12 protein-coding genes and 1 tRNA gene are annotated in these 13,517 nt (G+C 56.8%); 4 read left to right on the forward strand and 9 right to left on the reverse strand.

What is annotated here, in order from left to right:
- Positions 1-22: 22 nt before the first annotated feature.
- Positions 23-97 (reverse strand) — tRNA-Asn (locus tag B3075_RS02720).
- Positions 98-263: 166 nt separating this feature from the next.
- Between B3075_RS02720 and leuB the strand changes: the two genes are divergently transcribed.
- From leuB to B3075_RS02740, 4 genes are all read left to right on the forward strand, one after another.
- Positions 264-1,373: a 3-isopropylmalate dehydrogenase gene (gene leuB / locus B3075_RS02725; protein WP_094136681.1), complete on the forward strand. Its 1,110-nt coding sequence runs from the start codon at positions 264-266 to the stop codon at positions 1,371-1,373.
- A 134-nt stretch (positions 1,374-1,507) separates the two neighbouring features.
- Positions 1,508-2,548 (forward strand): NAD(P)/FAD-dependent oxidoreductase, encoded by a 1,041-nt coding sequence (locus B3075_RS02730; RefSeq protein WP_143245655.1) that lies wholly within the window; start codon positions 1,508-1,510, stop codon positions 2,546-2,548.
- An 84-nt stretch (positions 2,549-2,632) separates the two neighbouring features.
- On the forward strand, positions 2,633-3,508 hold the full coding sequence (locus B3075_RS02735) for a rhomboid family intramembrane serine protease (RefSeq protein ID WP_179218440.1): 876 nt from the start codon (positions 2,633-2,635) through the stop codon (positions 3,506-3,508).
- A gap of 74 nt (positions 3,509-3,582) precedes the next feature.
- Entirely contained in the window at positions 3,583-5,118 is a 1,536-nt protein-coding gene (locus B3075_RS02740) for a YifB family Mg chelatase-like AAA ATPase (RefSeq protein WP_290489368.1), read from the forward strand.
- 106 nt (positions 5,119-5,224) lie between these two features.
- Here B3075_RS02740 and B3075_RS02745 read toward each other — a convergent pair whose 3' ends face one another.
- The 8 genes from B3075_RS02745 to plsY form a co-directional block, all read right to left on the reverse strand.
- On the reverse strand, positions 5,225-5,806 hold the full coding sequence (locus B3075_RS02745) for a PEP-CTERM sorting domain-containing protein (protein WP_290492015.1): 582 nt from the start codon (positions 5,804-5,806) through the stop codon (positions 5,225-5,227).
- 458 nt (positions 5,807-6,264) lie between these two features.
- Positions 6,265-7,554 carry an aminotransferase class I/II-fold pyridoxal phosphate-dependent enzyme gene (locus tag B3075_RS02750; protein ID WP_094136967.1) on the reverse strand — a complete coding sequence of 430 codons (1,290 nt, stop codon included), beginning with the start codon at positions 7,552-7,554 and terminating at the stop codon, positions 6,265-6,267.
- A gap of 263 nt (positions 7,555-7,817) precedes the next feature.
- Positions 7,818-9,065: a radical SAM protein gene (locus B3075_RS02755; protein ID WP_290489363.1), complete on the reverse strand. Its 1,248-nt coding sequence runs from the start codon at positions 9,063-9,065 to the stop codon at positions 7,818-7,820.
- A complete protein-coding gene (locus B3075_RS02760; protein ID WP_290489361.1) occupies positions 9,058-10,119 on the reverse strand; it encodes a radical SAM protein in 1,062 nt (353 codons plus the stop codon). Before B3075_RS02760 ends, B3075_RS02755 begins: the two co-directional genes overlap by 8 nt.
- A 70-nt stretch (positions 10,120-10,189) precedes the next feature.
- Complete coding sequence (locus tag B3075_RS02765) at positions 10,190-11,008, reverse strand: hypothetical protein (RefSeq protein ID WP_290489359.1); 819 nt, start codon at positions 11,006-11,008, stop codon at positions 10,190-10,192.
- A 141-nt stretch (positions 11,009-11,149) separates the two neighbouring features.
- On the reverse strand, positions 11,150-11,584 hold the full coding sequence (locus B3075_RS02770; protein ID WP_102735582.1) for an exosortase system-associated protein, TIGR04073 family: 435 nt from the start codon (positions 11,582-11,584) through the stop codon (positions 11,150-11,152).
- A gap of 57 nt (positions 11,585-11,641) precedes the next feature.
- Positions 11,642-12,652, reverse strand: a complete 1,011-nt coding sequence (locus tag B3075_RS02775) for an NAD(P)H-dependent glycerol-3-phosphate dehydrogenase (protein WP_290489356.1) — start codon at positions 12,650-12,652, stop codon at positions 11,642-11,644.
- A gap of 1 nt (position 12,653) precedes the next feature.
- On the reverse strand, positions 12,654-13,298 hold the full coding sequence (gene plsY / locus B3075_RS02780) for a glycerol-3-phosphate 1-O-acyltransferase PlsY (RefSeq protein ID WP_094136671.1): 645 nt from the start codon (positions 13,296-13,298) through the stop codon (positions 12,654-12,656).
- Positions 13,299-13,517: the final 219 nt, after the last annotated feature.

Below are 13,517 nucleotides of genomic sequence, written 5' to 3' on the forward strand. Positions count from 1 at the left end.
ATTACAGGGCTTAGAAAATTAGTGGCTCCCCCGGTTGGGCTCGAACCAACGACCTAGTGATTAACAGTCACCCGCTCTACCGCTGAGCTACAGGGGAGTTTGCATTCCATGGAACGCGGAAGGGTTTTTACTGGAGGCGCAGGCGTTTGGCAAGTACTTTTTTACTCTTGCAGGCTTTTTGACGCAAAAAGATTTCCGCGGCGCGGTCATGGCAACGGTGTTTTCTTGACCTTTGAAGGGAGAATGACCAGACTTTCAGCGACATGAGTGAACATCACCATCATATTGCTGTCCTGGCCGGCGACGGCATTGGGCCCGAGGTTATGGCAGAGGCCCTGAAGGTTCTGGATGCCGTAAGCGGCAAGTTCGGCTTCACTGTAAGCCGCAAGGAGGCTTTTGTGGGGGGTGCGGGCATTGACCACTGCGGCAAGGCCCTTCCCGAAGAAACCATTCGCGCCTGCGAAGAGGCGGATGCCGTTCTGTTCGGCTCCGTGGGCGGTCCCAAATGGGAGCATCTTCCCGCCAATGAACAACCGGAACGCGGAGCCCTGCTGCCTCTGAGAAAACATTTCGGCTTGTATGCCAACCTGCGTCCGGGCGTATGCCTTCCGGCCCTGACCCATGCCTCCCCCATCAAGAATGAACTGATTGAAGGCGGATTCGACATTTTATGCGTCCGGGAATTGACTGGAGGCCTGTATTTCGGCCAGCCCCGTTTCCGCGAACAGGAAGGAGACGACGAAGTCGTCGTGGATACCATGCGCTACCGTAAAAGCGAGATGGTGCGCATCGCCAAAGTGGCGTTCGAGGCCGCGCGCGGCCGCCGCAAGCGCGTCACCAGCGTGGACAAGGCCAATGTGCTGACCAATTCCCTGCTGTGGCGCGAGACGATGATTGAAGTTTCCAAGGATTATCCCGACGTGGAACTGCTGCATATGTACGTGGACAATGCCGCCATGCAGCTGGTGCGCAATCCCCGCCAGTTCGACGTGCTGGTGACGGAAAACCTGTTCGGCGACATTCTTTCCGATGAAATGGCCATGATTTGCGGTTCCCTGGGCATGCTTCCCAGCGCCAGCCTGTGCCAGGGCGCGCAGGACAACGGCCTGTTCTTCGGCCTTTACGAACCCTCCGGAGGCTCCGCCCCGGACATTGCCGGCAAGGGCATTGCAAACCCGATCGCCCAGATTCTTTCCCTTTCCATGCTGTTGCGCTACTCTCTGGGAGAAAAAGCCGCGGCAGACGCCATTGACGCCGCCGTCCGCCGCGTCATTGACCAGGGCTTCCGCACGGGCGACCTGGCTACGGGAGCGCCCGGAGAAATCCGCGTGAACACGGCGGAAATGGGCGACGCCATTATCGCCGCCCTGTAAGCAGAGCCCCCATTCTTCCGGTGCCGCAGGCCCCTTCCCCTGCGGCATTCCTTGCCTTCGGAGGGAAGGGATGTCCCCTTCCCTCCGTTTTCCTCTCTCATTTCCGGGATTTTCCGGTTCTTCATCCATCTATCATGAACATCCTTATCATTGGCCAGGGAATTGCCGGAAGCTGTCTGGCGTGGGAATTGAAACGCCTCGGCGCGGATTTCACGGTCGCAGACCGCCCCGTGGCGGAAACGGCCTCCCGGGTGGCGGCCGGATTGGTGAACCCCCTGACGGGCCGCGCCTTCCGGCCCGGATGGCGGCAGGAAGAATGCCTGGCGGCGGCAGAAGCCTTTTACCCGGAGACGGAACGGGAATTGGGCGGGTCCTGGTGGCAGAAAACTCCGATTTTCCGTGAAGTGGAGACGGAGGACCAGTTTGAAATCTGGCAGGAACGCCAGACGGCTCAGGAATCCTGCGCCTATGCCGGGCCTCTTTTTCCATGGCCGGAACACTGGGAAGGGCGCGGGAAAGCCGCTTATACGCGAGGCTCCGCCGTGCTGCACGTGGAGAACATGGTTACCGCCATGCGGCGGTTCTTTATGGAACAGGGCCGTTTTGTGGAAGCGGATGTGTCCCCCGCAGATATCCGGCCGGACGCAGACGGCCTTTTCCGCTGGAACGGCCGCACGTTTTCCCACATCGTCTGGTGTACCGGCTGGGAAGCCGGACTCCATCCGGACATGTCTCCGCTGAAGGGGCGCCCCTCCAAAGGAACTATTCTGGATTTGGATTTGAAAGAGCTGGACTGGCATGCCGGCGTCCTGCATTTCGGGCACTGGCTGGTTCATAACGGTTCTTTCTGGCGCTTCGGGGCCACTTACGCGTGGGCGTGGGATGCGCCCGGCATTCCGGAAGCCCCCGCCGTCCAGGAATTGATGCTGGATCTGGTTAAACGCTATTCAGGGAACATGGACGTCATCCGCGCCCGAGCCGCCGTCCGCCCCATCATCCGCCGCAGCCAGCCGGTCGCCGGCCCCATTCCCGGGCTGGACGGCCAGTTCGTCTTCTCCGGGCTCGGCAGCAAGGGGGTGACCACGTCCCCATGGTCCGCCGCCCAGCTTGCCGGGCATCTCGTGCACGGAGCGGACCTGCCGCCGGATCTGCTGCCTGCCGCACTCTGGAAATAATGCGGGACGCCAGTCGTCCTGCCTTGAACGGAACAGCTATTTTCCTTGTCAAAAGGCTCTGAACGCGATTACATGCGGCCTTATATGCGAGCGGAGAAAGAGAACTGGGGAGATACGGTACGGGAGCGTCTGTTTGACCAGCGCAGCGCCGTCATGGTGCACTGGCTGATTCTGCTCAATGTAGTTGTCTTTATCCTGGGGTTCTTCTTCCAGGTGGACATCCCAAGGAATATTTACCCGCCCGTTCATTTGGACTTGATCCAGCTTTACGGGGCTTACAGCGAATATACGTGTTTTCACGAGGGGGAATTGTGGCGGTTGTTCACCTACCAGTTTCTTCACGCCAATCTGGGGCACATCATGTTCAACATGATTGCCCTGTGGTTTTTCGGCCCGGTTGTAGAGGAGCGTTTCGGCCATGGGCGTTTCCTGCTGTATTACCTGTTTTGCGGCGTGGCGGCGGCTCTGTTTTCCTCCCTGCTGGGGTACATGGGATTCTTTGATCCGGAATGGCGCTTCATTCCCATGGTGGGGGCCTCCGGTTCCATTTATGGCATCATGGCCGCATGCGCGGTGCTCTTTCCCCATGCCCGGGTACAGCTTCTGTTTCCCCCGGTTAATCTGAGCGTGCGCCAGTTTGCCCTGGCCGTTCTCGGCATTGCCGCAGCCGTCATTATTTTCCAATGGAACAATGCGGGCGGGGAAGCCGGCCACCTGGGCGGCATGTTCGCCGGATTTATCCTGACATTGCTGATTCTATGGAAGGAAAAGCTGTCTTCTTCCAGACGGAGGGCGGCCTCTTCTTTCCACTATTCCCCTGAGCTTTCCGGCCGCCGCCCGGCGCAGGCCAGCCCCTCTGAAAAAGAAGTGGATGAAATCATGGAAAAAATATCCAGGTCCGGCCTGTCCAGCCTGACGGAGGAGGAACGGGAAATTCTCCGGCGCGCTTCCCGCCGCTGAACTATTTGTTAGATATTTTTATATTTTTCGTTATTTTCCTTCCTTTTCTGTCATCCATTCCCTAGCATGGACGAATGATGACGCGACTGTATTCCTCCACCGTCCTGGGCGTAGATGGGGTAGAAGTGGAGGTGGAAGTGGATTTCCGCCCCATGGCGGAAAAACGCACCTTTATTGTCGGCCTTCCGGATGCAGCCGTGAAAGAAAGCGGGCAGCGCGTGGACACGGCCATACAAAACAGCGGACTTCCTTTTCAGCAGGGCGTCTTCGTCGTCAATCTGGCCCCGGCGGATTTAAGGAAGCAAGGCCCCGGATTTGACCTTCCCATCGCCCTGGGAATGGTTGCGGGAGCGGCGGAAAAGGAGATGGACGCTTCTGACTGGTGCATTGTAGGAGAACTGGCCCTGGACGGAACCGTCCGCCCCGTGCAAGGCATTCTGCCGCAAATCATGGAAGCGCGGCGCATGGGCAGGAGACGCATCATGCTGCCGCGCGCCAACGCCTGTGAAGGGCTGCCCGTGCAGGGCGTGGAGATTTATCCCGTTTCTTCCCTGAGGGAAGCATGGCATCTGCTTACTTCCGAAGCCCTGCCGCCTCCATTTACGGGTTCAGGGCAAGAGGTGCGCGCTTCCCAGGACAAAGACGCCGCTGTGGATTTTGACGAAATCAAGGGGCAGCCTTATGCACGCCGCGCCATGGAGATTGCGGCGGCAGGAGGCCATAATATCCTGCTTTGCGGCTCTCCGGGGTCCGGCAAATCCATGCTGGCGCAAAGGCTCCCGACCATTCTTCCGCCGCTGAGTCCGGAGGAAGCGTTGGAAACCAGCAAAATCCATTCCGTATGCGGCCTGTTGAAACGGGGGAACGGCCTGGTGGATCAGCGTCCGTTCCGGGCGCCCCACCACACCATTTCCGATGTCGGACTGATGGGGGGAGGAGCAAACATCACGCCGGGAGAAGTATCCCTGGCCCACAACGGCGTTCTCTTTCTGGATGAATTGCCGGAATTCCGCCGCTCCGCTCTGGAAACCCTGCGGCAGCCGCTGGAAACCGGCCAGGTAGTCATTTCCCGCGCTTCCGGCACCATGACATTCCCGTGCCGTTTCATGTTGGCTGCCGCCATGAACCCGTGTCCCTGCGGTTATCTGGGAGACAGGAGACGGGCCTGCACCTGCCCCCCGGCGCAAATCGCGCGCTACCGCCGCAAGATTTCAGGCCCGCTGCTGGACCGGTTTGACCTGCTGATGGAAGTTCCCGCCGTGGATCCCTCTATTCTGGCCTCCGCGCCTGCCGGAGAATGTTCCGCCAGTATCCGGGAACGCGTGGCGGCCGCACGGCGGCTCCAGGCCAGCAGATACGCAGGAACGCCTTTCCGCAATAATGCGGCCCTTTCCGGAAAAGCGCTCCAGAAATATTGCCGCCTGCAGCCGGAAGGACGGTCCATCCTGCTCCGCGCCGTGGAAGAGCTGGCCCTTTCCGCCAGAGCCTATGACCGCATTCTCAAGGTGGCCCGGACCATCGCGGATTTGGAAGGAACTTCCGATATTCAGGATGCACATTTGTACGAAGCCGTGCAGTACCGGGCTTTCGAACAATCACTGAGGGATTAGAGCGCCATTAATCCCTTTTCTTTCGCAGCCAGCCAAAAATTATTCTCGTGCTGAAAATAAAAAAGAGGCAGCTTTTCAGCTGCCTCCCGAATAACGAAGGTATTTACTATGAGCGTCTGCGGCGCAACAGCACAGCTCCCAGACCCAGCAGGCCCAAAGACGCGGCGGCAGGCTCGGGCACCGTTTCATAGGAAACCTGTATACCGGTAATTGTATAAGCGGAAGTAGCGGTTCCAGCGCCACCGCGCACCCCGGCGACTACCTTATACCCTTCTTCCCAGGTAAGGGGAGCATCCGACATATCCAGGGAAACTGTTGTTGTTTCCGATGTAGAAGTAAATGAAAAATCCTGTACCCTGGAGAGCTCCTCAACCAGACTGCCGGTTGAGTCATATACGGCAAGCACCATGGAATAACTGGTGATGACGGAAGAAGGAGTATTGCAGGAAAACGTAATGGAAGAAACGGAATCACCCTGCTGCGGCCCTCCAAGAACCATGGCGAAGGAATCCCCGCTAACTCCGGCACGTCCGCATAATGTAATGGTTCCTGCATTGTCCTCATTCACCCAAGCGCCTTCATTATTTATCCCCCAATTTGAAATGGAATTGTTATTGCCGCCGGCATATATTCCATTTTGCAGGTCCTTTACTTTGTTCAGAAGCTCTTGCCCTGATGTTCTCGCCATAGTGTCCGTCTGTGTTACGCTTTGCGATTCAGGAAGCTCGGCAATAACCGTAGCCGCCTGGACGGACATCATACATGCGCAACTGGCTGACAAAATATAATGATAGACTCTCATAACGCTTTGCGTTAGTTAGAGGATTGTTAATCCGCTCTTTTTCTTTGCGCAATATCAGGAGGGAAAACCTGAAACTATTTCCTTCAAGAATAGTTCGCAATATCTTATTGATTGATAATAATCAATGATTTATGAAATGATATACAGCTGTTAAAATGCAAGAAACGCAAGGAGTGGTCTCTATAAGACACTTACCTCAAAAAAGAAGTCCCCTGCCGGAATACCGCTCTTTCAATTTTTTATGTTGACAACGGATTAACAATCCGCTGTTCCTTTTATCCAATCCCTGATGATGAAAAAAGCCGCCTCAGCAACAGTGAGGCGGCTCTCTCCAAGAAGAAACTTTAACGAATAACTTCCAAAGCCTGTTTGAGATCCGCAATAATGTCTTCCGCAGCTTCCGTCCCTACGGAAAACCGGATGAGGTCAGGCCGTACGCCCGCCTCCATGAGCTGTTCATCCGTCAACTGACGGTGCGTATGGCTGGCGGGATGGAGAACGCAGGTGCGGGAATCTGCTACATGGGTCACGATAGCGGCCAGTTTCAGACTGTCCATAAACTTGATGGAACGCTCACGGCCTCCCTTGATGCCGAAGGTTACTACGCCGCAGGATTGGCCGCCGCGGAATTGCTTCTGCGCCAGTTCATAATACTCATTGGAAGAAAGCCCCGGATAATTGATCCAGGCAACATCTTCCTGCCCTTGCAGGAATTCCGCCACTTTTTGCGCGTTTTCACAATGCCGCGGCACGCGCAGGTGGAGGGTTTCCAGGCCCAGGTTGAGCAAAAAGGCGTTCTGCGGGGACTGGATGGAACCCAGGTCGCGCATGAGCTGGACAGTCGCCTTGGTGATGTAGGCGCCCTTGCCGAAGCTTTTGCTGTAGGAGAGACCGTGGTAGGAGGGGTCCGGTTCCGTCAACCCCGGGAATTGATCCCTGTGCGCCTCCCAGTCAAAGTTGCCGCTGTCCACAATCACGCCGCCTACGGCGGCGGCATGGCCGTCCATGTACTTGGTGGTGGAGTGGGTGACGATATCCGCGCCCCATTCAAACGGACGGCAATTAATGGGAGTGGCAAAGGTATTGTCCACAATGAGGGGAACGCCGTGCGCATGGGCAATGTCCGCCATTTTACGGATATCCAGCACGCAAAGCGTAGGATTGGAAATAGTCTCCGCAAAGAAAGCCTTCGTATTGGGACGGAACGCTTTGGCGATTTCCTCCGCCGGGGCGTCCTGGTCCACGAAAGTAACTTCAATGCCCATTTTCCGGAAGGTGACGGCAAAGAGGTTGTATGTGCCTCCGTAAATGGCCGCAGCGCTGACGATATGATCTCCAGCCTCGCAAATATTGAAAACGGCAAAGAAGGAAGCCGCCTGGCCGGAAGACGTCAGAATGGCGGCCACACCGCCTTCCAGTTCAGCGATTTTTCTGGCAACCGCCTCGTTGGTGGGGTTCTGGAGGCGTGTATAAAAGAAGCCGGATTCTTCCAGATCAAACAATTTTGCCATTTGTTCGCTGGTCTCATACTTGAACGTCGTGCTCTGGTAAATGGGCAATACGCGGGGTTCGCCCTTTTTAGGCGCCCAGCCCGCCTGCACGCACAGGGTTTCCGGTCTCAATTCCCGATTCATCATGCGGGGCATGCTATGCCATGCCGCCTGCCTTGTAAAGCAGGGAAAACCAGACGTATGGCCAAATCCGTCCCATTCCCCGCCGAAGCGCGCTCCCGTGTTTTTTCCCGGCATAAAACTCCCTGTCCCCGGCAAATCAGCTGCAAAGGCAGGGGCGTTTTACCTGCGCGCGGGACGCTCCTACGATGGAATGAAACGGTAATTCCGCCAATGGCCTTTTCCCGGAACCAACCGTTTTCCGGCAAATGAAGCCGGGCGCATGATTACCTGATTTCCGGCAGGGGGGTGGAAATTTCCTCTTCCGTCAGATAGCAGCCGGGATCTGATCCGTACCAGTGCCCATTGGCAAACGCGGCACGGGTGCGGAAGCCTCCGCCGCACAGGGCGAAGTGAACGCAGCGGCCGCAACGGCCTTCAATCTTTTTCTGCCGTTCCAGAGGGTCGTCAGAGCCGCGCAGCTCAGGCAGCATCTCCACCGCGGCTCCGGCCCTGGCGTCCCATAAATCGGAAAACCGGTCATTCTTCACATTGCCCAGAGTAACGGATTGCCAGAACTGGTCCGGATGCACGGCTCCCTGCGTGTCAATGTTGGCGATGCCCCGGCCGGAACTGTTCGCGCCGCCGCCATTCCACTGGAGCAGGCCAAGGGTTTCCTTCGCCAGAGGGGAGCCTTCCCGGAGCTGGCGCAGAAGCAGGTAAATGCCGTCCGCAGGCTGAGTCACAGTCAGCACTTCACGGTTTTTTCCCTCCGCTTTCCATTCCTCCACACGGGCAATCAGCGTATCCATGGCATTCCGCGCTTCTTCCTGGGTCAGGGTTTGCACTTCCACGCCGCGGCCAGTGGGAACCAGATGGTAAAAACAGACGCGCTGGATGTCGTTGGCGTCAATAAAGTCCAAAATCCGGCCCATGCACTGCACATTGTTGCGGGTCAGCGTCAGGCGCAGGCCCGTCTTCTGCCCCACTTCACTGCAAAGCCTGAACCCGCGCACCGCCTGTTCAAAAGAACCTTCCACGCCGCGGAATTTGTCATGAACGGCGCCTATGCCGTCCAGGGAAATGCCTACGTACGCCACGCCCAGTTCCTTGAACCGCGCTGCGGCCTCCGGCGTGATGCGGGTGCCGTTTGTGGAAATGGTCACCTTCAGCCCTTTCCCGGTGGCACGTTCCAGCAGTTCCATAAAGCGTGGATGCACCAGCGGCTCCCCTCCGGAAAAAAGGAGGGCGTTCACCTTGTAGCCCGCCAAATCATCAATGACCGCGCAGCACTGGTCCCAATCCAGCTCCCCCTCAAATTTCCGGGCTGAGGCATCCGCATAACAGTGTACGCATTTGAGATTGCAGGTGCGCGTAATGTTCCAGACCACAATGGGCTTGCGCACGCGGGACGAAGCCGGCGTACAGGAATCCACGGCGCCCCCTGCAAAACGGCCGTGCCCGTGGCCCTGTCCGTATCTCAAATGGTCCGCGGGCTGTTCCGCCCCTGTCCAAAGTCTGGTAATATTAATCATGGTGTTGTGAAAGCCTGGGCTGATAAGGGCAAAGGTTGTCTTCCGCCATCATGTCTCCGTAAACGGCATAGGCGCGGGACCGGGACCCTCCGCAGATGGAACGGTACTCACACCGTCCGCATTTGCCCTGCAACGCATTGTCATCCCGGAGCTTGAGGAAAAGAGGGTGTGTACGGTAGATTTCTCCAGGGTCATCCGTCCGGACGTTCCCTGCCGTCATGGGCAAAAAACCGGAGGGCTGGATTTCCCCGGTATGGGAAATAAACATAATGCCTTTGCCGTCCCGGGTGGGGATGGCGCGGCGGGCAGGCTTGCTGCCCTGGGCGCGGGCTTCCTGAAGCGCCACGCGGCGGTAATGGTGCCCTTCCGTAGTTTTAACGCCGAAGGATACCTCGCGGCTTATCCTGCTCAGTTTTTTCCAGACGGCTTCCACTTCTTCCGCGGCAGGCATTTCATCCATGGCGGCGCGGCCTGTGGGCACCAGAAGAAACACGCTCCACATGCCCGGTTTCATCTTATTCATCAGCTCCACAAAGTCGTCAAATTCTCCCAGCGTGCTCCTGGTGATGGTGGTGTTGATTTGCAAGTGCATGCCGGCTTCCTTCGCCATTTCCGCAGCCCGGAGAGTCCGTTCATATGTGTGGGGAACGCCGCGGAAAGCGTCATGGGTACTCTCATGCGCGCCGTCCAGGCTCAACGACATGCTCTGGACTCCGGCTTCTTTCAACGCACGGAAATCCGTGTGCAGCAGCCGGGCGGTAGCAGCAGGGCTCAATGCCACATGCAGCCCCTTGCCGGAAGCCGCACGGATCAATTCCAGAATATCCGGCCTCATGACCGGGTCGCCGCCCGTCAGCACCAGCATGGGAGGCCGCAGTTCCGCCAACTGGTCAATCAGGCGCAATGCCTCCTCATGGGTCAATTCATCCGGGTGGGGACGCGGCTGGGCTACGGCGCGGCAATGTCTGCACGCAAGCGCGCAAGCGCGCGTCACTTCCCAGAAAACCAGGAAGGGGCGTTCATTGAGATCTGTTTCACTAAAAACCGGGCGCATTTCTCAGGACAGTCAATTTAGAACAATTATAATTTTTGACCAGCTCAAAAGGACGTATCCCCTAAAAAGTTCACTTAACCGCCTCTTCACGGATTTTTTGAACTTCCTTAGGCAATTCGGAAAGGGAATTCACAGCTTCCTTCAAGCTCCTGGAAGCATCCGGAGAAAGCATGATGGCCGTCACATGCTTGACAATGGGCTGCATCATTTCCACAAGCTGCTGCTGCACTCCCATCAGCTTGGCCTGCTGGTTGCGGGTGAGAGGCGGCAGGGCGGCCTGTTTTTTGGCGATGTCCAGCAGAGCCTCCCGGTAACGGCCTATCTGTTCCACAGCAGCCTTGCTGGTTTCTTCATCCTTTGCCTTGGCCAGGGAATCATGAAGCTTTCTGACTTCATCCACAGTTTTGACCAGCAGGGTTTCATGCGTGTTGCCCTCCGCATCCTCCGGGAATGGCTCCGCATGCTCGGCCTTGTCCCGGGAAGCCTGCGCCAGTTCTGTCTGGACAGACCGCAAATCCGCCAGGGCCTTTTGCAAATCGGGCGTAAGCAGTCCTTCCTTCTTTAAACGGGCCAGGGATTCTACCAATTTGCCGGAAATTTTCTGCACTTCCGTCATCTGGGCAGAAACCTGAGCCTGCTCCTGGAGTGTAGCGCCGGGAAGTTCCAGCTGCCTTTTTCCAAGATCCAGTAGTTTTTCGCGCACTTTTTTAACTGTTTCCACAGCAGCGGCCGCGCCGGGTTCATCCGTCACCTTATCCAGGGCTGCCGCAATTTCATGCATGCTGGCAACGCTCTGTCTGGTCAGGGAAAGATGGGAATCCTGGGCAAATGAGGGAGCTGTCATGAAGACGGCAGCGCCCAAGCCGATGAAAGCAGCGGTTTTATTCATAATATGGAAGCCTTTCCGGCATGGAAGAATACGTTTTCCTCCCTTCCCCGTCAATGGCGGCTATTGTCAGGGCTACTGCATGAAAAAAGGGCTGCCCGCAAGCAAACGGACAGCCCTTCTGAGATTTTTAACAGCCCGGCTTTAGTCACGCTGCTGGCGTGAATACTTGTAGTAGCTCTGGAAGCTGAGTTCCGCAGGGAATTCGCTCAGACCGCCATTGGGATTGTACTCCTTGAGGCCGCTCATGCCGCAACGTCCCTGATACGGAGGCTTGTACGTGCATTTGTAAGTGGGAGCCCAGAAGGTGACAAGTTCATAGATTCCGTAGCCCATGCGCTCAAACATGGTAGCGGTGCCATCAACAATGCCTACGGAAAAACCGGCATAATCTCCTTCGCGGCTCGTCCAGTTGATGATTCCCAGCGGAATTTCTTCAACGGAATAAATAAGGTTGGCGATGGCGCGGCCCAGCTTGCGAGTGGGGGTGTATTCGGAAGCGGGGGGAGCCTGAATGTCCGCGCTGGCGACGCCAAGGACGCCGGCGGCAAAAAGAGCTGAGATGATGGCACGTTTCATACTGATTGTTTATATAGTATAATTTGTCGAGGAAAAGCAACTCAAAAAAACAGAAAATCAATCCGACTCCGGCCGGGGGTCACGCGTCATAAGTTCCGCAAGCGCTTCCATCGGCGGCTTGGATTCATAAAGAACGGAATAAACGGCGTCAATCAGGGGAGTCCTGACATCCAGCTTCCGCGCAATTTCATAGACGGAAAGGGTGTTGGGCACCCCTTCCGCCACCATGCCCAGGGTATCCAGGATTTCCTGGAGGCTTTTCCCTTCCGCCAGTCTCCGCCCCACCGTCTGGTTGCGGGAGTGGCGGGAATAGCAGGTAACGATCAGATCGCCTACTCCGGAAAGGCCCATGAAGGTTTCCCTGCGGCCCCCGCTGGCGACGCCGATGCGCGTCATTTCCGCCAGGCCGCGGGTCAGCAGAGCGGCCTGGGCGTTGTCCCCCAGATTCAGCCCTTCACATAAGCCGGCCCCGATGGCAAAGACGTTTTTAATGGTTCCGCCCAGCTGCATGCCGATGATATCCGTAGCGGAATAAACACGGAAGGTTTTGGATGCAAATATCTGCTGCGCCCAATCCGCATATTTGGGATCTTCAAATCCAATCAGGGAAGCGGACGGAAGGCCCAGGCAGATATCTTCCGCATGATTGGGACCGGAAAGCACGCCTATGGGGTTGGAGGGCAGATATTCCTGGAGGATTTCCGTCATTCTTTTATGGGTTCCCTGTTCAATGCCCTTGGTGCAGGAGACGATGACGGCATCCGGCAGCACCGGCAGGCTGCGCAGCTGCTGGGCCACGGAACGCATGGCTACGGAAGGGACCACTACCACAATAAGCTCCGCGTCCCTTACCTGATCCAGGTCGCAAGTAGGATGAATATTGGGGGCCAGAGGAAGGGCGGTTTTCGAAAGGACCGGGCTGCGCCTTGTTTCGGCCAGCTGCCTGGCCTGAGCCTCTTCCGGCGTCCACAGGACGACTTCACATTCCCGGGTCGCCAGAACCATGGAGAGGGCCGTGCCCCAGGAACCGGCGCCAATGACTGCTATTTTATGTAACCGATTCATCATCTTACTTGGACTTTTTGGAATAGAAGGAGTGCTCCGTTCCGTTGAGAAGCCTGATGATATTGGAACGGTGCTTGAGTATCACCAGCGCGCCCACTAACGTGAAAAAGGCGACGTAAAGTATCTGGGGGGAAACTGCCCCGGCCTGGCAAAGCGGATAAATCCACCATCCGGCGGCGATCATCACCACAGCGGCCACCAGGCTGGCCAGGGACACGATGCCGGAGATTCCCATAACCACCAGCCAAGAAGCCAGAGCCACACAGGCCACCACCGGATTGAGGGCAAATAAAACCCCCGCGGTTGTCGCTACGCCTTTTCCTCCCCTGAATTTCAGGAAACAGGTGTAAGTATGACCGAGTATAACCGCGAAACAGGAGAGAACGACCAAAACGTTGAAATCCCAGCCGCCCGCATCCCCCGTCAGGAACGGCAGCCAGTTCAAAGCGCCGAATACAGGAATGAATCCCTTTAAAAAGTCCAGAATGAAAACGGAAAGGCCCCATTTCCAGCCCAGCACGCGCCACGCGTTGGTAGCGCCTATGTTGCAGGAACCTTGCTGCCTCAGGTCAATTCCTTTGACTCTGCCGGCAAGGTAGCCGAACGGAACCGCTCCAATCAGGTAATAGAAAACTATCCAGGCGATCATGTTGTGTGGATTGTATTCTACCCCTCCGCCGGTCAAATGACAATGGGGAAATCAATTCCGGCCCAGTTCTTTCCGGAGGAGCTGCTCCCGTAAAAGAGCTCCATGCCTGAAGCTTCCTTCAACTCCGCATCTTCAGCATTCTCCGTCTCCCTGCCTGCGGAAAAAGCCTTGTTCAAAGCGCAATAAAAACAATACGGACATTTTCCGCCCGTACAAAAC

It is taken from the genome of Akkermansia sp. UBA7090, assembly GCF_002493465.1.
Classification (GTDB): Bacteria; Verrucomicrobiota; Verrucomicrobiia; order Verrucomicrobiales; family Akkermansiaceae; genus Akkermansia; species Akkermansia muciniphila_A.

What these genes read in the sequence shown, in the direction of transcription:
- plsY (WP_094136671.1), bottom strand. Translation starts at nt 13,298, where the DNA reads ATGATCGCCTGGATAGTTTTCTATTACCTGATTGGAGCGGTTCCGTTC.
- B3075_RS02750 (WP_094136967.1), bottom strand. Translation starts at nt 7,554, where the DNA reads ATGAATCGGGAATTGAGACCGGAAACCCTGTGCGTGCAGGCGGGCTGG.
- B3075_RS02745 (WP_290492015.1), bottom strand. Translation starts at nt 5,806, where the DNA reads ATGGCGAGAACATCAGGGCAAGAGCTTCTGAACAAAGTAAAGGACCTG.
- B3075_RS02755 (WP_290489363.1), bottom strand. Translation starts at nt 9,065, where the DNA reads ATGATTAATATTACCAGACTTTGGACAGGGGCGGAACAGCCCGCGGAC.
- B3075_RS02775 (WP_290489356.1), bottom strand. Translation starts at nt 12,652, where the DNA reads ATGATGAATCGGTTACATAAAATAGCAGTCATTGGCGCCGGTTCCTGG.
- B3075_RS02765 (WP_290489359.1), bottom strand. Translation starts at nt 11,008, where the DNA reads ATGAATAAAACCGCTGCTTTCATCGGCTTGGGCGCTGCCGTCTTCATG.
- B3075_RS02730 (WP_143245655.1), top strand. Translation starts at nt 1,508, where the DNA reads ATGAACATCCTTATCATTGGCCAGGGAATTGCCGGAAGCTGTCTGGCG.
- B3075_RS02735 (WP_179218440.1), top strand. Translation starts at nt 2,633, where the DNA reads ATGCGAGCGGAGAAAGAGAACTGGGGAGATACGGTACGGGAGCGTCTG.
- B3075_RS02740 (WP_290489368.1), top strand. Translation starts at nt 3,583, where the DNA reads ATGATGACGCGACTGTATTCCTCCACCGTCCTGGGCGTAGATGGGGTA.
- leuB (WP_094136681.1), top strand. Translation starts at nt 264, where the DNA reads ATGAGTGAACATCACCATCATATTGCTGTCCTGGCCGGCGACGGCATT.
- B3075_RS02760 (WP_290489361.1), bottom strand. Translation starts at nt 10,119, where the DNA reads ATGCGCCCGGTTTTTAGTGAAACAGATCTCAATGAACGCCCCTTCCTG.
- B3075_RS02770 (WP_102735582.1), bottom strand. Translation starts at nt 11,584, where the DNA reads ATGAAACGTGCCATCATCTCAGCTCTTTTTGCCGCCGGCGTCCTTGGC.